18 protein-coding genes and 1 pseudogene are annotated in these 19,964 nt (G+C 71.8%); 13 read left to right on the plus strand and 6 right to left on the minus strand.

All coding sequences use genetic code 11. From position 1 onward, the window contains the following. Positions 1-72: 72 nt before the first annotated feature. Positions 73-768: a peptidoglycan recognition protein family protein gene (locus tag ACFPQ9_RS41915; RefSeq protein WP_380865072.1), complete on the minus strand. Its 696-nt coding sequence runs from the start codon at positions 766-768 to the stop codon at positions 73-75. Between the two features lie 1,492 nt (positions 769-2,260). On the opposite strand from ACFPQ9_RS41915, the gene ACFPQ9_RS41920 reads away from it, so the two are divergent. Continuing rightward, positions 2,261-3,445, plus strand: coding sequence for a MarP family serine protease (locus ACFPQ9_RS41920; RefSeq protein ID WP_380865074.1), 1,185 nt, complete (start codon positions 2,261-2,263; stop codon positions 3,443-3,445). A gap of 24 nt (positions 3,446-3,469) precedes the next feature. On the opposite strand, the gene ACFPQ9_RS41925 is transcribed toward ACFPQ9_RS41920, so the two are convergent. Continuing rightward, positions 3,470-3,970 carry a GNAT family N-acetyltransferase gene (locus tag ACFPQ9_RS41925; RefSeq protein WP_380865077.1) on the minus strand — a complete coding sequence of 167 codons (501 nt, stop codon included), beginning with the start codon at positions 3,968-3,970 and terminating at the stop codon, positions 3,470-3,472. Positions 3,971-4,049: 79 nt separating this feature from the next. Between ACFPQ9_RS41925 and ACFPQ9_RS41930 the strand changes: the two genes are divergently transcribed. Together ACFPQ9_RS41930 and ACFPQ9_RS41935 are read left to right on the plus strand one after the other, a co-directional pair. Then, a complete protein-coding gene (locus ACFPQ9_RS41930) occupies positions 4,050-4,958 on the plus strand; it encodes a TIGR01777 family oxidoreductase (RefSeq protein ID WP_380865146.1) in 909 nt (302 codons plus the stop codon). A gap of 239 nt (positions 4,959-5,197) precedes the next feature. Beyond that, entirely contained in the window at positions 5,198-6,568 is a 1,371-nt protein-coding gene (locus tag ACFPQ9_RS41935; RefSeq protein ID WP_380865078.1) for an NAD(P)/FAD-dependent oxidoreductase, read from the plus strand. 108 nt (positions 6,569-6,676) lie between these two features. Here the strand turns inward: ACFPQ9_RS41935 and ACFPQ9_RS41940 are convergent, their stop codons facing one another. Next, complete coding sequence (locus ACFPQ9_RS41940) at positions 6,677-8,116, minus strand: regulator (protein ID WP_380865081.1); 1,440 nt, start codon at positions 8,114-8,116, stop codon at positions 6,677-6,679. A gap of 282 nt (positions 8,117-8,398) precedes the next feature. Here ACFPQ9_RS41940 and lipB point away from each other — a divergent pair, with 282 nt between their 5' ends. The 4 genes from lipB to ACFPQ9_RS41960 all read left to right on the plus strand — a co-directional run bounded on the left by lipB (position 8,399) and on the right by ACFPQ9_RS41960 (position 11,494). Continuing rightward, positions 8,399-9,196 carry a lipoyl(octanoyl) transferase LipB gene (gene lipB / locus ACFPQ9_RS41945; protein ID WP_380865083.1) on the plus strand — a complete coding sequence of 266 codons (798 nt, stop codon included), beginning with the start codon at positions 8,399-8,401 and terminating at the stop codon, positions 9,194-9,196. A gap of 105 nt (positions 9,197-9,301) precedes the next feature. Beyond that, positions 9,302-10,267: a lipoyl synthase gene (lipA, locus tag ACFPQ9_RS41950; protein WP_380865085.1), complete on the plus strand. Its 966-nt coding sequence runs from the start codon at positions 9,302-9,304 to the stop codon at positions 10,265-10,267. Positions 10,268-10,523: 256 nt separating this feature from the next. Next, positions 10,524-10,724 (plus strand): SCO2195 family GlnR-regulated protein, encoded by a 201-nt coding sequence (locus tag ACFPQ9_RS41955; RefSeq protein WP_380865087.1) that lies wholly within the window; start codon positions 10,524-10,526, stop codon positions 10,722-10,724. Between the two features lie 68 nt (positions 10,725-10,792). Then, entirely contained in the window at positions 10,793-11,494 is a 702-nt protein-coding gene (locus ACFPQ9_RS41960) for a DUF4191 domain-containing protein (protein ID WP_380865089.1), read from the plus strand. A 106-nt stretch (positions 11,495-11,600) separates the two neighbouring features. Here the strand turns inward: ACFPQ9_RS41960 and ACFPQ9_RS41965 are convergent, their stop codons facing one another. Further along, entirely contained in the window at positions 11,601-12,068 is a 468-nt protein-coding gene (locus ACFPQ9_RS41965; protein ID WP_380865092.1) for an RDD family protein, read from the minus strand. Positions 12,069-12,266: 198 nt separating this feature from the next. Here ACFPQ9_RS41965 and glnA point away from each other — a divergent pair, with 198 nt between their 5' ends. The 4 genes from glnA (at position 12,267) to pspAB (ending at position 15,683) form a co-directional block, all read left to right on the plus strand. Further along, a complete protein-coding gene (glnA, locus tag ACFPQ9_RS41970) occupies positions 12,267-13,676 on the plus strand; it encodes a type I glutamate--ammonia ligase (RefSeq protein WP_380865094.1) in 1,410 nt (469 codons plus the stop codon). 113 nt (positions 13,677-13,789) lie between these two features. Then, positions 13,790-14,056: an SCO2583/SCO2584 N-terminal domain-containing protein gene (locus ACFPQ9_RS41975; RefSeq protein WP_380865096.1), complete on the plus strand. Its 267-nt coding sequence runs from the start codon at positions 13,790-13,792 to the stop codon at positions 14,054-14,056. Positions 14,057-14,158: 102 nt separating this feature from the next. Next, positions 14,159-15,076 (plus strand): zinc metalloprotease HtpX, encoded by a 918-nt coding sequence (gene htpX / locus ACFPQ9_RS41980; protein ID WP_380865099.1) that lies wholly within the window; start codon positions 14,159-14,161, stop codon positions 15,074-15,076. A 1-nt stretch (position 15,077) separates the two neighbouring features. After that, complete coding sequence (pspAB, locus tag ACFPQ9_RS41985) at positions 15,078-15,683, plus strand: PspA-associated protein PspAB (protein WP_380865101.1); 606 nt, start codon at positions 15,078-15,080, stop codon at positions 15,681-15,683. A gap of 42 nt (positions 15,684-15,725) precedes the next feature. Here pspAB and ACFPQ9_RS41990 read toward each other — a convergent pair whose 3' ends face one another. Beyond that, the gene (locus ACFPQ9_RS41990) at positions 15,726-16,019 is read right to left on the minus strand and encodes a hypothetical protein (protein ID WP_380865103.1); all 294 of its coding nucleotides are present in this window, start codon (positions 16,017-16,019) and stop codon (positions 15,726-15,728) included. A gap of 251 nt (positions 16,020-16,270) precedes the next feature. Here ACFPQ9_RS41990 and ACFPQ9_RS41995 point away from each other — a divergent pair, with 251 nt between their 5' ends. After that, the gene (locus ACFPQ9_RS41995; RefSeq protein WP_380865105.1) at positions 16,271-16,999 is read left to right on the plus strand and encodes an alpha/beta hydrolase; all 729 of its coding nucleotides are present in this window, start codon (positions 16,271-16,273) and stop codon (positions 16,997-16,999) included. 7 nt (positions 17,000-17,006) lie between these two features. Here ACFPQ9_RS41995 and ACFPQ9_RS42000 read toward each other — a convergent pair. Then, positions 17,007-18,387 (minus strand): annotated as a pseudogene (locus ACFPQ9_RS42000) (DUF2252 domain-containing protein). 276 nt (positions 18,388-18,663) lie between these two features. Here ACFPQ9_RS42000 and ACFPQ9_RS42005 point away from each other — a divergent pair. Then, on the plus strand, positions 18,664-19,854 hold the full coding sequence (locus ACFPQ9_RS42005) for a winged helix DNA-binding domain-containing protein (protein WP_380865107.1): 1,191 nt from the start codon (positions 18,664-18,666) through the stop codon (positions 19,852-19,854). Positions 19,855-19,964 lie beyond the last annotated feature (110 nt).

The following is a 19,964-nucleotide window of genomic DNA, read 5'->3' on the forward strand; positions in this document are numbered from 1 at the left end:
CGGCTGGCGTCTGCTAGCTGGGGTGCGGGTCAAGGGGTGGTGGGCGCGGGGGCGGCGCGTGGTCAGGGCCGGTCAGGGTCTGCCCTGGAGGCGGGCGGCTGTTTCTCTGATGTCCGGGAGGCGGGCGGTGAGGGCCGCGCCGGGGCAGCTGGTCATGTAGCCCTCGTTGTGGCCGGCGATGGCCGGGAGGGTGGCCGTGGTGCCGGCGGAGTAGCGGCTCAGGCTGTTGCTGGAGGTCAGCGGGACCCTCGCACGGGGGTCGGTCTCGGAGAGCCCCAGCTTCCACGCGGCGATCGCGGCGATAGCGTCGGTCATGGCCTTGGGGACCGGGACGCCGGCGGTGAAGGTGCCGAGGGCGGCGATGCCGGTGGTGCGGTGGTTGAAGCCCTGGGTGTGGGCGCCGGTGACGGCGCGGTCCACGCCGCCCGCACGGCCCTCGTAGATCGTGCCGCACCGGTCGACGAGGAAGTTGTAGCCGATGTCGTCCCAGTCCCGTGAGCCGGTCTGGCCCGCGTACACGTACCGGATGATGCGGGGCGCGTCGGCGCAGTCGTAGTCGTTGGGCGAGTCGGTGTGATGGACGAACACGGCGACGACCTTGTCGTCGTAGCGCGGGGGCGGCTGAGCGCGCCGGACGTCGCCGTCCAGCCAGGCGGACCTGGGCACGATCTCCGGCCGAGGCGCCTTGTACGCCTCGACGGGCCGAGCCGCGACGGGCGGTTCCTCCTCGGCGCCACCCCGCTCGACGCCCTGTGTGCTCAACAGCATCGCCAGAGCGGCGGCAAGCCCGGGTACGCAGGCGAGCAACACAACCAGCACACCCGAGATCCGGGCCCCGTCAGCGTTCCGCCACCACCCCACCCGGCCCTGAGCTCCGGCTCGCCCCTGGGCCCGGATCCGATCCCACCGCTGGGCCCGCAACCGGCGACGAGCGCGGACCGACCCCCGAGCGGGCGCCGCACCGCCGGCCCCCCGCTGCCCAGCCCATACCCGCCCACCCGAGACCGCCCCCCGACGCCACCCACGAAGCACCCGCCGCCGCGCCCGCCTCTCGACGGAGGCCAGGACGCCGGAGGACCGGGCCTGGGGGGCAACGGACCCACCCCGCGGGGCGACGGACCCACCCTGCGGGGCGACGGGCCGATCCTGCGAGGCGACGGGGGGCTGGTCCTGCCCGGCCGGGTGGTCCTGCGCGGAGTGCTGCGCCTGCGCAGAGTGCTGCGCCTGCGAGGCCGACTGCTCGGGCGCAAGGGCCTGTCCCTGCGGCACCGACCGCTCCGGCGCAAGGGGCTCTATCTCCGCGACCGACTGTTCCGGAGATCGCGGGCCGCTCGCGAGAGGCTGTGTCTCCGGGGCCGACCGTTCCGGCGCGAGGGCCTGCCGAGGCGGCTGTTCCGGCGCGAGGGCCTGCCGAGGCGGCTGTTCCGGCGCCAAGGGCCGCGTCGGCGCTCCCCGCAGGACGAAGCGATCCCGCGGTTCCGGCCGCTCTCCCTCGCCCCCGGCCGCGCCGATGTCCGACGGCGCCCGCTCCACGTGCTCTGTCCCGGCCCCCGGCGCCCGCTCCCCTCGCCCAGTCCCGGCCCCCCGCTCTCGCTCCACACGCCCTGCCCCACCCCCGCGAGCCCCCTCCCGCGCCCCTTCCACCCCCAAAGCCTCGGCCGGCGCGGCCACGCTCCCGCCGGCACCGGTCACCTCGTCCCGCGCAGCCACGCCCCCCTCAGCCCCGGTCACCTCGTCCCGCGCAGCCACGCCCCCCTCAGCCCCGGTCACCTCGTCCCGCGCAGCCACGCCCCCCTCAGCCCCGGTCACCTCGTCCCGCGCGGCCACTCCTCCCTCAGCCCCGGTCGCCGGTGCCCCCGCAGCCCTCGCCCTGCCGTCGGAATCCGTACCCGCAGCCCTCGCCGTGCCGTCGGAATCCGTCCCCGCAGCCCTCGCCGTGCCGTCGGAGACCGTCTGCGCAGCCCGCCCCAACCCCCACATCCGCGCAGCCCACGGTATTCGTGCGGCGCGAGGTCTTCGTCTGCCCCGTGTTGGCCGGAGGACCCTTCGGGTGACCCGTCGGAAGACACGCATGGTCCTACTGTCCGACGGATCCGGTCCGCCCGCGATGTGTGGTGTGACACCCCGTGGAACCATCGTCCTGGTCCGGGGCGTTTCTCCAGGTGCACGCGGCGTGGCCGGTTCCGGGCGGCGCGTGCCCGTGTGCTGATCAACAGGGGCTTTCCGCGCGTACTAAGGGTTCCTAGAGAAAGGCGGCTCTGTGGACCTGCTCGACATCCTGCTGTTGCTGGTGATCCTGGCCTACGCGGCGTCCGGCTACCGCCGCGGCCTGCTCGCCGGCTGCGTCTCGCTCGCCGGTTTCATCGGCGGCGCGGTGATCGGCGTATGGATCCTGCCGTGGATGATGGACCTGGTCACACCGGGTACGACGCAGGCCACCGTGACCGCGGTGCTCACGGTGCTGGTCCCGGCCGTGGTGGTGCACGAGCTGGCCGGCCGGCTGGCCCTGCGGCTGCGCCGGGAGTTGGACCGCGGGCCGCTCAGGATCGCCGACGGCGTCGGCGGTGCCGTCGCCAACTCGGTGGCCGTACTGATCGTGGCCTGGGTGGCGGCCAGCGTCCTCGCCGCCTCCTCCTCCCCGCTGCTCACCTCGGCGATCCGCGACTCCCGCCTGCTCGGCACGGTCCAGGGCGCCATGCCGGACACGACCCCCGCCTGGTTCTCACGGGCCACCTCCGCCCTCACCGAGGCCGGCTTCCCACAGGTCTTCAACCCGTTCGAGAACGAGTCGACGGCCGAGGTCGCCAAGCCCTCCGGCGACAGCGTCACGGCCGCCGCGACGAACGCCGCCAAGCTCAGCACCGTCAAGATCGAGGGCGTCTCGGGCACCCAGGGCCGCGAGGGCAGCGGCTTCGTCTACTCCCCGCGGCACGTGATGACCAACGCCCACGTGGTGGCCGGCATCGACGAGCCGAGCGTCCGCATCGGCGGCGTCGGGCGGTCGTACGAGTCACGGGTGGTGCTCTTCGACCCGGCACGGGACGTGGCCGTGCTGTACGTGCCCGAACTGCGCGCCCCCGTCCTGCGGTTCGACGACGAAGCCACCCGCGGCGACTCGGCGGTCGTGGCGGGCTACCCGGAGGACGGCGACCTGAACCTCCAGGCGGCGACCGTCGCGAACCGCGTGCAGGCGACCGGCCAGAACATCTACAACGACGGCACCGTCACCCGCGAGATCTACTCGATCCGCTCCACCGTCCGCCCCGGCAACTCCGGCGGCCCGCTGCTGACCACCGACGGCAAGGTGTTCGGCGTGGTCTTCGCCCGCTCCACCTCCGACGACGAGACCGGCTACGTGCTGACCGCGGCCGAGGTCGCCTCCGACGCGGGCCGCGCGGCGAACGCGACCGAGCCGGTGGACACGGGCGAGCTGGTCACCTCGTGAGCGCGCCAGGTCCTCGCTCCGCCGTCAGAGCCCCTGCCCCATGATCACGTCATCCACATAGCGGCCGTCCAGGTAGAACTCCTCGGGCAGCACCCCTTCCACCACGAACCCCTCGGACTCGTACAGCTTGCGGGCGGGTGTGTTGTGGCCGAGGACGCGCAGGGTGAGGCGGCGTGCGCCCCTGCGGCGGGCCTCCTCGACGGCCGCGCGGATCAGCGCCCGGCCGACCCCGTGCCCCCGCGCCTCGTCGGCGACGGCCAGGCCCTGGATCTGGCGCACATGCGCGTTCGAGGCGAGCGGAGTGGGGAAGCCGAGGCGGACGTAGCCGACGACACGGCGGTTCAGTTCGGCGACGAGATGGTCGCCGGGGGCGTGGCGTCCGTCGAAGAACGGCGAGTAGGGCGGCTGCGGGCGCGGCGTGACCGCGTGCAGGTGCGACCACGTGCGACGGTCGAGGAGGGACAGCTCCTCCTCGTCGTCCGGCAGCGCGATGCGTATGTACGGCGACTGGTGGGGCTCGGGCATGAGCGCCACCCTAAGTCCCGGCAGCGCGAACCCGACCTGGGTTTTATCCGGTCAGCGGCAGGATGAGGTCATGGAAGTCATGGAACTCTCAAGAATCGCGGTCGCCGGCTCCTCCGGCCTCATCGGCGAGGCACTCGTGCGCTCCCTGACGGCCGACGGCCACGAGGTCGTACGGCTGGTGCGCCGGGCGCCCACGTCCAGGAACGAGGTGCGGTGGGACCCGGAGGGCGGTTCGGTGGACGCGGCGGGGCTCGCCGGGTGCGCCGCGGTCGTCAATCTGGCGGGCGCGAACGTGGGTTCACGGCGCTGGACGGAGGCCTACAAGGCGAAGCTCCGGCGCGGCCGGGTGCGGGGCACGGCCGCGCTGGCGAAGGCCATGGCGTCGCTGGAGCCGCACGAGCGGCCGCGGGTCTTCGTGAGCGGCAGTGCGATCGGCTACTACGGCGAGACCGGGGAGCGTGCCGTCGACGAGAGCGCCCCGGCCGGAGAGGGCTTCCTGCCCTCGCTGGTCGTCGAGTGGGAGGGCGCGGCGGCCCCGGCCCAGGAGGCGGGCGTACGGACGGTGTTCCCGCGTACGGGGCTGGTGGTGGCCCGTGAGGGCGGGGCCTGGGGGCGGCTGTTCCCGCTGTTCAAGGCGGGGCTCGGCGGGCGGATGGGCGACGGGCGGCAGTACTGGTCGTTCGTCTCGCTGCACGACGAGGTGGCCGCGATCCGGCATCTGATCGACACCGACGGCCTTTCGGGACCGTTCAATGTGACCGCGCCGCAGCCGGTGACGAACCGTGAGGTCACCGAGGCCATGGGCCGCGTGCTGCGCCGGCCGACCCTGTTCGCGGTCCCCGCGCCGGTGCTGCGGACCGTGCTCGGCGAGATGGCGGGGGATGTGCTGGGCAGCCAGCGGGTACTGCCCGAGCGGCTGCTGAAGTCGGGGTTCAGCTTCGCGTTCCCGGAGATCGAGGGGGCGATCCGGGCAGCGGCCGCGGGGTAGCAGCACGATGGCAGCCGGCGCTCCCTGTCCGGGGGGGCGATGCGGGTCCGACGCAGGCCTGCGCGAGGCCAAGACTGGGCCCATACGGGGCCGTATGCGACCGCTGTGCGACCGTGCCCTGCCGATGCGCGACTGTTCCTGACCGATCACGGCCCTAACCTCGTCCCGAACTCGGGTATCCCCGGAGCCTGTTGGGGGCATGACGTCTCCACCGGCCGCGCAACCTCGAGGAGGGGCACGTGCTTGAGCCCGCGTACCAGGCGGACGTCGTCATCGTGGGAGCCGGGGTCGCCGGACTCTCCGCGGCGCATCGGCTGACCAGCGCAGGAGTAACGACCGCAGTCCTGGAGGCCGCCCCTTACCCGGGCGGTCGCATGTCGACCGAGAAGGTCGACGGGTTCCGACTCGACCGGATCGGACAACTCCTGTCGACGTCGTATCCGGAACTCCGTCTGACCCCAGGTCTCGACGCACTCGCGCTGCGCCCCTTCGCCCCGGGCGTGCTGCTGCACAGCGACGGACGCCGGCAGCGCGCGGGCGCGGTGCCGAGCGCGATGGGCGCACGGCGCGCAAGGGGCGCATTGCACGCGGTACGCGCCCTGGCAAGCGCCCCCAGGTCGGCATCCGTACGCGCGGGCAACTCGCCCAGGGTGCGCGCCGGCGCGCCCCTCGGCACCGCCGTCGACCAGGCCCGGCTCGGCGCCGCGCTGGCCCGTATCGCCTCGTCCCCCGTCGAACGGCTGCTGGCCCGCCCCGAGTTGCCGGCCGCCCGGGCCCTGTCGGAGCGGGGCATCCCGGCCCGCACGATCGACGGCTTCCTGCGGCCGCTGCTGGCCGCCCTGCTGTGCGACCCCGAGCTGACCACGTCCAGCCGGTGCGCGGACCTCGCGCTGCGCTCCTTCGCGAGCGGACGGCTGTGTGTGCCGGAGGGAGGCGCCGAGGCACTGCCGGAGCTGCTGGCCCGTGCGCTGCCACCGGGCACGGTGCACACCGGGGTGCGGGTGACGTCCATCGCCACGACCTCCGTGACCACCGCCGAGCACGGCGAGATACGGTGCCGGGCCGTGCTGGTGGCGACGGACGCCCGGACCGCCGCCGAACTGCTGCCGGGCCTGCGCGTACCGGACTTCCACCCGGTGACGGTCGTCCACCACACGACGGACGAGCCGCCCACGACCGGCGCCTCGCTCCTGCTCGACGCCGACCGGGGCGGCCCGGTGGCCCACACGGCCCTGATCAGCCAGGTCGACCCGACCCGCGCACCGGCGGGCCGTGCCCTCATCTCCTCGACGGTCCTGGGCACCCCGCCGCCCGACATCGACACGGCCGTCCGGATGCACCTCTCCCGCCTCTACGGCACCTCCACGACCCGCTGGGAGACGCTCGCCGTCCAGCACACCCCGGAGGCCGTCCCGGCGATGCGCCCACCGCACGATCTGCGCCGCCCGGTACGCCTCCTGGCGGGCCTGTACGTCTGCGGCGACCACCGCGACACCAGCACGGTCCAGGGCGCCCTCCACTCGGCCCACAGGGCGGCGGCGGCCATCCTGACGGACCTGGGAGCAGCGGGCTCCCTGCACAGGGCGGAACCGTTACGAGCAGCGGCATAAAAACACCGGGTCCACCCGCGCCCCTCAAGGGGCGCGGGGAACTGCGCGATCAGCCACAACGGGCCCGCACCCGGCAATCAGCCAGTCGGAGTTACGGCGAGGAGCCCCCTACAACAACGCGGCGACCTTGTCGCGATACCCCCGCACCGGCGCCGCATCCCGATACGGCTCCAACCTCCGCTCAAAGTCCCGCACATACTCAACCGCCCGCACGGACCGCATCTCCGCCGCCGCCCCCGCAGCCTCCGCCCCGAGCGCACAGGCCTGATCAAGCTCACCCAACCCGAGCCTCGCAGAGGCCAGCACCACCCGGCTGAACAACCGGCTGCGCGCATACGCGGGCGCACGCAGCTGCAGCGACCGCTCCGCATGCTGCGCCGCCGCCCGGAACTGCTGCAGGTCCCGGTGGCAGTGCCCGAACTCGTCGGCGAGCTGCGCCTCGTCGAAGAAGCGCGCCCAGTACGGGACGTCGTCGCCGGGCCGGGCCGTCTCCAGGGACCGCTCGGCCCGGACCAGCGAGGCGGTGCAGGCACGCACCTCGCCCAGGACGCCGTGCCCGCGCGCCTCGCACGCGTGGAGCAGCGCCTGGACGACCGGCGGCGCGCTCGTGCCCACGCCCTGCTGGGCCACCCGCGCCAGCTGGACGGCCTCCCGGCCGTGCCCGAGGTAGACGGCCTGGCGGCTCATCGTCACGAGGACGTAGGAGCCGTAGGGCCGGTCCCCGGCGGCCTGCGCGAGCCGCAGCGACTGCACGAAGTAGCGCTGCGCGAGTCCGTGCGCCGCGATGTCGTACGACGTCCAGCCCGCGAGCCGGGTCAGGTCCGCGGCGGCCGCGAACAGGCGCCGGCCGGTCTGCTCGCCGTAGGTGCCGCGCAGCATCGGCTCGCACTCGTGCTCCAGGTAGCGGACCAGTGCCTGCCGGGCGTGGCCGCCGCCGTACATGTCGTCGAGTGAGCGGAACAGCTCGCCGACCGAGCGCAGGGCGGCGATGTCACCCCCGGTGACCTTCTGCCCGGGGCCGCGCTCGGCCTGATTGCGCTGGCGGGGCACGACGCCGGGCCTGGCCTGGGCCGGGATGCGGGTGAGCGGTTCGCCGCGGGCGACCTTCTCGTCGGCGCGGCCGATCAGCCAGTCCCGGCTGGGTACGACGAGCCCGGCCGGGGTGAAGGCGATCTTGCGCAGTTCGGCGTGGCTGCCGGAGTCCTTGCGCCACAGGCCGCTGACGATGTCGACGGCCTCCTCGGGGGTCGCGGCGAACTCCAGGCCCGCGTACACGGGCGCGCACGCGTCGAGGCCCAGGTCCTGGGCGGTGAGCCGGCGGCCCAGGCGCCGGGTGAAGACCTCGGCGATCAGGGCCGGGGTCGTGCCGCGCGGCTGCTGCCCGCGCAGCCAGCGGGTGACCGATGTCTTGTCGTATCTCAGATCAAGCCCGTGTTCGAGACCGAGCTGGTCCACCCGGCGGGCAAGACCCGCGTTGGAGAATCCCGCTTCTGCGATGAGCGCGGCGAGCTGGCGGTTGGGAGTGCGCTGCGCGGGTCGTTCCGTCATCTGCGGTGCGGTCTCCTGCCTTTCGGGCCTCGCGGAGCCTTGTCGGCCGTCGAGTGCCCGGATTGCCGGTGAGCAGCCATTTTGGCCTCTCGAACGGCGCGAATGTAGCGGAGAGTAAGCAGCCGATCGCACATTTCGGCGCCCATTCATCCGATCGTGTGAGGATTGCCCCACCGGGCTGACGCGGGCCGCGGGGGCGTACTCGAACGGGCCGGTCGTACAGTGGCGTAGGCACGCTTTGTGCCTTACGACGTTCTGGGCTCTTCCAGGGAGGCGCTTGCCGTGAGTGAGTTGCGGTTCGTCCGCATGGGATTCGGCGCGGAGGCCGTCGAGTACCAGCAGGCGTGGGACGAGCAGCGCCGGGTGCACGCGGCGCGGTTCGCGGACGAGATCTCCGACACGGTCCTGCTGCTCGAACACCCTCCGGTCTATACGGCGGGCCGGCGCACGGCGGACAACGAGCGGCCGCTCGACGGCACGCCGGTCATCGACGTGGACCGCGGCGGCAAGATCACCTGGCACGGCCCGGGCCAGCTGGTCGGCTATCCGATCCAGAAGCTGCCCCGCCCGGTGGACGTCGTGGCGCACGTGCGGCGGCTGGAGGACGCCCTGATCCGCACGTGCGCGGAGTTCGGCCTGGAGACCACCCGCGTCGAGGGCCGCAGCGGCGTGTGGGTGCTCGGCGACCCGGTGGAGCAGCGACCCGCGATCGGCGGCCTCGCCCTGGACTTCGATCCCCGGCTCACCGACGAGGAGTTCGACGCGCGGCTGAACGGCCCCGAGTACGCGCCCTCCAACGCCGGCCAGCGGCGCGAGGACCGCAAGATCGCGGCGATCGGGATCCGGGTCGCCAAGGGCGTGACCATGCATGGTTTCTCGCTGAACGTGAACCCGGACAACAAGTGGTTCGACCGGATCATCCCGTGCGGGATCCGGGACGCGGGGGTCTCCTCGCTGGCGAACGAGCTCGGCCGGGACATCACCATCGACGAGGTGCTGCCGGTCGTCGAGCGGCACCTGAAGGACGTACTGGAGAACGCGGAGCTGAAGCCGCGGGAGATCGAGAAGGCGACCGTCTGAGGCCGGGAATCAGTCCTGCGGCCATGGGGTTGGCCTGACGGCAGGGCTCAGTAAACACGGGCGTACCCTGGTGTACGCCGACGAATCGAAGCACAGGGAGCCGACGTGTCCGCAGTCTCACCGGACGGACGCAAGATGCTGCGCCTGGAGGTCCGCAACAGCCAGACCCCCATCGAGCGCAAGCCCGAGTGGATCAAGACCCGGGCGAAAATGGGTCCCGAGTACACGAAGATGCAGAGCCTCGTGAAGAGCGAGGGTCTGCACACGGTCTGCCAGGAAGCCGGCTGCCCCAACATCTACGAGTGCTGGGAGGACCGGGAGGCGACCTTCCTCATCGGTGGCGACCAGTGCACCCGGCGCTGCGACTTCTGCCAGATCGACACCGGCAAGCCCGAGGCCCTCGACCGCGACGAGCCGCGTCGCGTCGGTGAGTCCGTGGTCACCATGGACCTGAACTACGCCACCATCACCGGCGTCGCCCGCGACGACCTGGCGGACGGCGGCGCCTGGCTGTACGCCGAGACCGTGCGCCAGATCCACGCGCAGACGGCCGGCCGCGAGGGCGGGCACACCAAGGTCGAGCTCCTCGCCCCCGACTTCAACGCGGTCCCCGAGCAGCTGGCCGAGGTCTTCTCCTCCCGCCCCGAGGTCTTCGCGCACAACGTCGAGACGGTGCCGCGCATCTTCAAGCGGATCCGCCCCGGCTTCCGCTACGAGCGCTCCCTGAAGGTCATCACCGAGGCCCGCGACTACGGCCTGGTCACCAAGTCCAACCTGATCCTCGGCATGGGCGAGACTCGCGAGGAGGTCAGCGAGGCGCTGAAGCAGCTGCACGACGCCGGCTGCGAGCTCGTGACCATCACCCAGTACCTGCGCCCGAGCGTGCGCCACCACCCCGTGGAGCGCTGGGTCAAGCCGCAGGAGTTCGTGGAGCTGAAGGACGAGGCCGAGCAGATCGGTTTCTCCGGTGTGATGTCCGGCCCCCTGGTGCGCTCCTCCTACCGCGCCGGACGGCTGTACCAGATGGCCATCGAGAAGCGTGGTTCGTACGTCGCCTCCCAGGCCGTCTGATGGCACGGAGTGTCACCGTGCGCGTGTGAATCTGCGCACAAGCAACTACCCCGCAGTAAAGACCAGTTGACGCGGTCCTGGGCGTCCCCGCAGATAGGGGCGTCATCAGGGCCGCGTCAAGCTTTTGCGACGGCGCATTAAGGCTTCATTGGTGTTTGACCGGTCGGTCACGCCCTGGTAACACCAATCAGTGACCCTGGTTGTACACCCCGTGCACCGCTCACCGAAGCCGCCATCCCGAGGGGGGACCTCCACCATGCAGGCCGCGCCGGTTCGCGCCACCGCAATCCCGTCGTTCACCGATGCACTCCGTGCCGTCGAGTCGCTGCTGATGAGCGGCGGACAGCGCACCGCACGCCGCAACGCCTGGACCTCCGTCCTGGAGGACCGCCGCCGCGCCAAGGACCGGGTGGAGGCCGAGCGCGTCCTCGAGCAGTCCTCCGCTCCCCGTCTCTGACCCCCGCTCCCCCGTCTCCGAGGGCGCTGCCGTCGAAGGCGCTTGTGCGGCCACGTAGACTTCGTGGCATGGCGAGGAAGGACACGGCAGCGGACGCTGCGAACCCCGGGCGACTCAAGCAGATCGCTCTGACCTACAAGATGACCCGCAGGGCCGACAAGAAGATCGGTCTTGTACTCGCGGCTGTCGGAATCGTCACCTTCGGTGTCTTCCTCGCGATCGGTTTCTTGATCGGTCACCCCATCTATCTCGGCATCCTGGGCCTGCTGCTCGCCTTCCTCGCGACGGCGATCGTGTTCGGGCGCCGGGCCGAGCGGGCCGCATTCGGTCAGATGGAAGGCCAGCCGGGCGCGGCAGCGGCCGTGCTGGACAACATCGGACGGGGCTGGACGACGACGCCCGCGGTGGCGATGAACCGCAGCCAGGACGTGGTCCACCGGGCCGTCGGCAAGGCCGGCATCGTGCTGGTCGCGGAGGGCAACCCGAACCGGGTGAAGACCCTGCTGGCCGCCGAGAAGAAGAAGATGAACCGCATCGTCGCGGACGTGCCGGTGCACGATCTGATCGTGGGCACGGGCGAGGGCCAGGTCGAGCTGAAGAAGGTGCGGACCACCATGCTGAAGCTGCCGCGGGTGCTGACCGGCCCCCAGGTGACCGCCACCAACGACCGGCTCAAGGCCATGGGCGACCTGATGAGCAACATGCCGTTGCCGAAGGGCCCCATGCCCAAGGGCATGAAGCTGCCGAAGGGCGGGCCGAAGGCTCGCTGATGTCCCCTGTACGAGAAAGGGGGCGCCCGACCCAGCCAATATGCGGCTACCGCCGCGTGGCTCCGGGCGCCCCCTTCGTCGTACCGCCGTCTTCGCGGTACCGCCGTCAGATGCGGACTTCCACGGTGCGCGCCAGGCGGTCGTGCAGGCCGCGGCCGTCGCGGTCCCAGATCAGGGCCGGCACGGCGACGCAGAGCAGGGCCGTGCGCAGCAGGGCGCGCAGCGGGTTGACCGTGCCGGTGTCCAGGGAGACCACGCGCAGGCCGAAGAGGCGCTTGCCCGGGGTGAAGCCGACCGTGCCGACGGTCAGGACGCCCAGCACGAAGAACAGCAGCAGGGCCCAGTTGCTGGTCGCCTGACCGTAGCCGTCGGTGATGAGACCGTATGCGATCAAGACACACAGACCCCAGTCGACGGCGAGCGCTCCGAGCCGTCGCCCCGGGCGGGAGATGGAGCCCGGCCCCTCCTCCGGAAGACCGAGCTGCTGACCCCGGTATCCGAAGTCGACACCGGCGTCCTCGGCGGCCGCGCGGGGGCCCGAGAGCCAGGATCCGATTGCTTGCCTCTTGTCCACGCGACCACGGTACTGCGCCCGTTTTGGGATGTGGACAGGAGGGGTGAGGTGTGGGATGTCCGGTTAACGTGTGCGAAACAAATGGGTCACGCCCGAGAAATCACCCGTCCCTAGGGTCGAGTGCAGCGTGTGCCACCGCACTGGCCGCACGAACGACATACCACCCCGGCACGACGGGTCGGGAGTAGGAGGAGCTGGATGTTCCAGAACGCCGACGAGGCCAAGAAGTTCATCGCGGACGAGGACGTCAAGTTCATCGACGTCCGGTTCTGCGACCTGCCGGGCGTGATGCAGCACTTCACGATCCCTGCCGCGGCCTTCGACCCGGCCGAGGAGCTCGCGTTCGACGGCTCCTCGATCCGCGGCTTCCAGGCCATCCACGAGTCCGACATGGCGCTCCGTGCCGACCTGTCCACCGCGCGTGTCGACCCGTTCCGCCGCGACAAGACGGTCAACGTCAACTTCTTCATCCACGACCCGATCACGGGCGAGCAGTACTCCCGTGACCCGCGCAACGTGGCGAAGAAGGCCGAGGCCTACCTCGCCTCCACCGGTATCGCCGACACCGCGTACTTCGGCCCCGAGGCCGAGTTCTACGTCTTCGACAGCGTGCGTTTCAAGACCGCCGAGAACGAGGCGTACTACCACATCGACTCCGAGGCCGGTGCCTGGAACACGGGCGCGCTGGAGGACAACCGCGGTTACAAGGTCCGTTACAAGGGCGGTTACTTCCCGGCCCCGCCGGTCGACCACTTCGCCGACCTGCGTGCCGAGATCTCCCTGGAGCTGGACCGCCAGGGTCTGCAGGTCGAGCGCCAGCACCACGAGGTGGGCACCGCCGGCCAGGCCGAGATCAACTACAAGTTCAACACGCTGCTCGCCGCGGCCGACGACCTGATGCTCTTCAAGTACATCGTGAAGAACGTCGCCTGGCGCAACGGCAAGACCGCGACCTTCATGCCGAAGCCGATCTTCGGTGACAACGGCTCGGGCATGCACGTCCACCAGTCGCTGTGGACCGGCGGCCAGCCGCTCTTCTACGACGAGGCCGGCTACGCGGGCCTGTCGGACACCGCCCGCTACTACATCGGCGGCATCCTCAAGCACGCCCCGTCGCTGCTGGCCTTCACCAACCCGACGGTGAACTCGTACCACCGTCTGGTGCCGGGCTTCGAGGCGCCGATCAACCTGGTGTACTCGCAGCGCAACCGCTCCGCCGCGATGCGTATCCCGATCACGGGTTCGAACCCGAAGGCCAAGCGTGTCGAGTTCCGCGCGCCCGACTCCTCCGGCAACCCGTACCTGGCGTTCTCGGCCCTGCTGCTCGCGGGCCTGGACGGCATCAAGAACAAGATCGAGCCGGCCGAGCCGATCGACAAGGACCTCTACGAGCTGGCTCCCGAGGAGCACGCGGGCGTCGCCCAGGTCCCGACCTCCCTCCCGGCCGTCCTCGACCGCCTCGAGGCCGACCACGAGTTCCTCCTCCAGGGCGACGTCTTCACGCCGGACCTGATCGAGACGTGGATCGACTACAAGCGCACGAACGAGATCGCCCCGCTGCAGCTGCGTCCGCACCCGCACGAGTTCGAGCTGTACTTCGACGTGTGATCGGCGCCTGACCGAGGCATCCACGCCCGCGCCCCCGCTGTCGTACCGACAGCGGGGGCGCGGGCGTATGTTCTATTCTGCCGATGAGACGAAACGGCACGGGGGTGGACGGGATGCCTGAGCGCGAACAGGACGATCACGAGCGCGAGTTCGACCTGAAGTGGGCCGACAACGCCGAGCACAAGGAGCCCTCGGCGCGGGCCCGTATGCTCGCCGCCCGCTGGAAGGAGAACCCGCCCGAGCCGGTGCCGTTCCGGGGTGAGCCCGATCATGTGGCGCGGCGGCAGCGCCGCTCGAGCTGGATCTCCACGGTCGTCGTGCTGGGCTGTGTCGCCGGGGTGATCGTGCTGCTGGGGTACATCAACTTCCGCACGTACTGACGGGCGCCTTTGCTGCTCCTAGGACCGATCGCGACCCGTTCATGGGCGTGGCCGGGTGCACACTGGCAGTGGGACGAGTGCCTGAGTGCGGGGTGGTGCAAGATGCAGAGCCGCTTCCGGAGTGATCGGCGGTTGACCGCTCGTATGGGGGTCACGCTGTTTCTGCTCGGGTTGTTGTACGTGGGTTTCGTCGCCGCGTTGATCGTGCTGCTGAAGTCCTGGGTGCTCGTGGTGGTCGTGGCGGGCGGGCTGCTGGGTGCCCAGTACTGGTTCTCCGACCGGGTCGCGCTGTTCGCGATGCACGGGCGGGTCGTGGAGCGGGAGGAGTATCCCGAGCTGCACGGCGTCGTGGACCGGCTGTGCGCCATCGCCGACATGCCGAAGCCGGTCGTCGCCGTCTCGAACATGGACATGCCCAACGCCTTCGCGACGGGGCGCAACGCCGATCACGCCGTGGTCTGTGTGACCACGGGACTGCTGCGGCGGCTGGAGCCGGACGAGCTGGAGGGTGTGCTCGCGCACGAGCTGTCGCATGTGGCGCACAAGGACGTCGCGGTGATCACCGTCGCCTCGTTCCTCGGGGTGATCGCGGGACTGATCGTGCGGTTCGCCTTCTACAGTCAGCTCTTCGGGGGTGGGCGGCGGGACCAGAACACCGCCGCGATCTTCGCCGCCGTGCTCGGGGTGTCGGCGGCCGTCTACGCGATCAGCTTCCTGCTGATCCGGGCCCTGTCCCGGTACCGGGAACTGGCCGCGGACCGGGCAGCGGCGCTGCTCACCGGGCGCCCCTCGGCGCTGGCGTCCGCGCTCACCAAGGTGTCGGGGGACATCGCCCGGATACCGACCAAGGACCTGCGGACGGCGCAGGCGTTCAACGCCTTCTACTTCACGCCGGCCCTGGGCCGTGACCCCGGCATCGCGCAGCTCTTCTCCACCCACCCGAGCCTGGAGCAGCGGCTCGACCAGCTGGGGCGGATCTCCGCCGAGCTGGGCGAGGCGACGGCTCCCAGGGGGACGTGAGATGGGGCTGCTGGACATTCTGCTGGGCCGTACCAAGCCGGTCGTACCCGATCTCGACCAGCTCTTCGCCCTGCCGTCGGCGGCGGTGACGCTGGAGGCGGCGGCCGGGTTCCGGCCGACCGGCAGCGGGGCGGTGTGCTTCGCCACGGTCGAGGGCGCGGCCTTCGACCAGACGCACCGCGAGGTCCAGGCGCTGCTGGACGCGGACGCCGAGCGCGAGGGCCGGCCGGTGCGGCCGGCGCGGGACGACTACGGCTACTCGTGGCTGCTCTCCCGGCGCTCGCCCGATCAGCTGCCGGACCTGGTCAACGATCTGCACGCGGTGAACAGCGCGATGGAGGTCAACGGCTTCGGCCCGCAGTTGCTGTGCTCGCTGGTGGGGTTCGAGGAGGACAGGGGGAGCGAGGCGAGCGGGCAGGGGCGGCGGCTCGCTCTGGTCTATCTCTACAAACGCGGCACCTTCTACCCCTTCGCGCCGCTTCCCGGCACGGCGGAGCGCCGCGACAACCCGCTGGAGCTGCGGGTGAAGGCCGCGCTGGCCGGCGACCTGCGGATCGAGCAGGACCTGAACCGCTGGTTCCCGGTGTGGGGTGCCCCCGGCCTGTGACCGGGGGACACCCTCCATCGCGGGTCACCACCACAGGTGGTGTCACTTGCTCTTCTCGCGCTCCTGACGACGTGACTCCAGGGGGCGCTCACGGCGGTAGCGGCGCTCCCACTTGGCCTGCATGTCGCGGCGGTCGCGGTAGGAGCGGTAGTCCCCGGGCATGGGGCCCCCGGAGCCTGCGCCGGCCCCTCCCCCGGGCCCGCCGCTCTGTGCGGAGGAGTCCCGGCCGTACTGAAGGTAGAGGAAGAGCACGGCGACCGCGGCCAGCCAGTAGACGTGGTTTCCGAATCCAAGGATCACCAGGACGACGGTCCCGGACATGACGATGGTGCCCATCACGGGCCTCCGTGGGCGTGGATCGATACTGAGCGGTGCGTGAATGTCTCCGACGGGGCGCTGGGGGATGGGCGACCGTCCGTCGGTGCGTAGAGAGTAGTACCGAGTCCGCAGGGTGACGCCTTCCCTGCGGGAAGCGGCGTGAACAGCTCCGTTACGCATGTCCAGGGTAGGGATCCCGTCACTGCGTGTGCATCTCCTTTTCCGGGGGCGGGAGTTCGGCCGGTGTCCGGTGTGAATGAATGGGGCGCATGACCGAGCTCTCCTCCTTCACCCACGCCCATGACGGCGAACTCCTCAGCGGGGTCGTCGGCCCTGCCTCCGACGACGCCGCGGCCACCGCCGTTCTGCTGCACGGCGCGGGTATCGGCAGCAAGGAACGGCTGCTCCCGATGCTCGCCGAGTTCGTGTCCCGGGGCTGCCGCGGACTCGCCTTCGACTTCTCGGGGCACGGCGAGAGCAGCGGCGAACTGCGGGAGTTGAGCCTGCGCCGGCGTTTCGGGCAGGCGGTCGCGGTCATCGACGCGCAGGTGCCGGCGGACGGTCCGCTGATCGTCGTCGGGTTCAGCATGAGCGGACAGACGGTGACGGATCTCGTCGCGCACTACGGCAAGCGTGTCGTGGCGGTGGGGCTGTGCGCGCCCGCCGTGTACGCCGAGGAGGCGTGGGACGTGCCCTTCGGCGAGGGTGACGGCCGGTTCAGCGAGATCATCCGCAGGCCGGACGGCTGGCGCGGGGCGCCCGCGCTGGAGGTGCTGCGGGCGTACGAGGGGCGGGCGGTGCTCGCGGTGCCGGAGACGGACGCGATCATCCCGCCGGAGGTGACGCTGGCGGTGCAGGACGCCCTGACCACGCACGCGCGGTTCACCCGCTTCGACGTGCCCGGCGCGGAACACATGCTGGGGTGGTGGTTCTCCGAACACCCGGAGGACCGGCGGGAGTTCGTGACGGCCGTACTGGCCGGCACCGGCGACCGCTGAACGCCGGTCACGCTCCGGGTACGGCCCTGACCACGCCCGCCTCCACGGCCGCGCTCAGGGCCGTGTGGTCGCTGGTGGTCTGGTCGGCGTAGGCCAGCGCGAAGTCGGACACCGCGCGGTCGAAGGTGTCGGCGCCGCCGAGGTAGCCGGCGATGGCGATGCGGTCGCCGGATCGGGCGTGGGCCCGGGCGAGGGTGGTGCCACACAGCCGGGCGTAGCCGTACAGGTCGTCAGGGCCCATCGAGGCCACGTCCGCCGAGCCCTTGATGTCGCGCAGCCGGCGCCAGTAGAACGCGCGTCCCTGCGGTCCCGACATCCAGCCCAGGAAGATGTCGCCGGCGGCCTGCAGCAGCCGCTGCCCGGCGACGACGCGATGACCGGGGTGGATGTACGGCCCGGTCGGCAGATGCTCCTCCAGTACGGACTGCCGGGCCTCCTTGATCTGGAGGAAGAGCAGGTCGCCGGCGTCGCGTCCGGCGAGCAGCACGAGGAAGCAGCGCAGGCCGACGCTGCCGACGCCGACGACCTTGCGGGCGGCGTCGACGAAGCGGTAGCGGTCCAGGAGCAGTCGGCGCTCCTCGGACAGGGTCGAGCGGTAGTCGCTGAAGGTCTTGCGCAGAGCGGCCATGTCGGAGGTGCCCGCGCGTTCCAGGAGCGGCGGGTCGTGGATGATGCGCCGGCGCCCGTCGACGGTCTCGGTCAGCTTGCCGAAGGCCCGCAGGCTGGTGCGGCGGCGTGCGCGGCCGAGGCTGGCCTCGACATGGCGGTGCCGGCGGGTGCCGCGGAGCAGGGGCAGCAGCTGCTCGGCCTCGACGCGCGTGTACCAGACGTCGAGTTCGCCGCGCCGGGCCAGCCTGTGCATCGCGATCCGGTACGCGGCGGCGGTCTCCCGGGCCGCGCGGGCGACCTTGGGATCGGGGTGGCCGTTCTCGCGGGCCGCCACGGCGACCGAGGTGGCGAGCCGTTTGACGTCCCACTCGAACGGGCCGGGAAACGTCTCGTCGAAGTCGTTGAGGTCGAAGAGCAGCGCGCGTTCCGGGGAGGCGTACAGGCCGAAGTTGAGCAGGTGGGCGTCGCCGCACAGCTGCACGGTGAGCCCGGTGTTCGGGGCGGCGGCGAGGTCGGCGGCCTCCCCCACTGCCTTAAAGGCGTGGGGGTACCCCCATCTGCGGCGGCGCCGCGCAGGAAGGCGAACGGGGACGCCGCCATCCGCCCGTACCGGATCGGGAGCAGCTCCGGCAGCCGGTCGCGGCCCGGCGCTCCAGTACGGCGACGGGGTCGGGGCGGTCGACGGACGGGATCCAGGCGACGTGCGCGGAACGGGGGGCACGCTTGCGGGCCGCCTTTCCGCGCCGGAACCGGTCGGCGGGGGTAGTCGGGCTGGTCATGAGACGACGGCCCCGTGTCCGACCGACGTGCACCGCGGCTGTCGCCCGCCGAACCTGCCCATCGCGCCTCCCGCTACCACGCCGCCCCTTGGGGGCGAGGTCCGCCACCGCCTGATCGCAATGAACGTGGCCTGGGGCGTTTGTGCACGTCGGGACGGCGTTTCGGGTGAAGGCGTTCGGTGAGTGAGCCTATGGGAAGGGGGCGTTGTCAGTGGGGTCCGGGAAGATGCGGACAGTGGGTGTGCGGGCGCGACGGAGTGACGGGTGGAGGCCGGGATGGGTGACGGGGTGCGGTACATCGGCGTGGCGGAGCGGCGGGACCGGCTGGGGCTGCGGCACCGGCTGGCCGGCGCGACGCGGGCGGAAGGGCCGGCCGATGTCGCCGACTCGCTGGTCGCGCTGCACGGCACCGATCCGGCGACCGTGTACGTGGCGGTCGGCGCGCGGCTGGCCGATCCCGCGAAGACCGTCGCAGAAACCGAGCGGGCGCTGTACGAGGACCGGTCGCTGGTGCGGATGCACGGCATGCGGCACACCGTGTTCGTCTTCCCCACCGAGCTGACGGCCGTGGTGCACGCCTCCACGGGCCTCACGGTCGCCGCCCGGGAACGTGCCTCGCTGATCAAGAGCATGGCGAAGGCCGGAGCGCCGGACGCGGCCTGGCTGGCGGAGGTCGAGGAGTCGACGCTCGCCGCGCTCGCCCGGCGCGGACAGGCCACGGCGGCCGAACTCGCCCAGGACGAGCCGCGGTTGCGCGAGCAGTTCGTGTACGCGGCGGGGAAGAGCTACGAGGGCGTGCACACGGTCTCTACGCGGCTGCTCCGGGTGCTGGGCGTGGAGGGGAAGGTGGTGCGCGGCCGGCCGCTGGGGTCGTGGACGTCGTCCCAGTTCCGGTGGGCCGTCGCGCCCGAGCATCCCGAGCTGGACGCGGCCGGCGCCCAGGCCGGGCTGCTGCGGCGCTGGCTCACGGCGTGCGGGCCCGCGACGGAGGCCGACCTGAAGTGGTGGACGGGGTGGAAGGTGACGGAGGTCCGCCGGGCGCTGACGGCGATCGGGGCGGAGGCGGTGTCCCTGGACGAGGGGACGGGGTACGTCGTCGCGGGTGACGCCGGTCCGGTGGAGGCCCCCGTGGAGCCGTGGGCGGCTCTGCTGCCCGGTCTGGACCCCACGGCGATGGGCTGGCAGCAGCGCGACTGGTATCTGGCGCCGGAGCTGCGGCCGTCCCTGTTCGACGGGAGCGGCAACGTCGGCCCGACGGTGTGGTGGAACGGCCGGGTCGTGGGCGGCTGGGCGCAGCGCGGGGACGGCGAGATCGTCTGGCGGCTGTTGGCGGACCTCGGGAGCGAGGAGCGGCACGCGGCCGAGGCGGCGATCGCGGTGGAGGCCGAGCGGCTGCTGGAGTGGCTGGGGGCGGCTCGGGTGACGCCCCGGTTCCGGACTCCGATGGAGAAGGAACTGTCGGCCTGACGGGACCCGTACAGGGGGTCGTCGGGGTGGGGCGCGACATCAGGGTCGGCGCCCCCACCACGCGAACGCCGGGCGCGCCCCACCACGCGGCGCACCCGGCGTCGCTCAGG

The sequence above is a fragment of the Streptomyces coerulescens genome, from assembly GCF_042657965.1.
GTDB classification, from domain to species: Bacteria; Actinomycetota; Actinomycetes; order Streptomycetales; family Streptomycetaceae; genus Streptomyces; species Streptomyces coerulescens.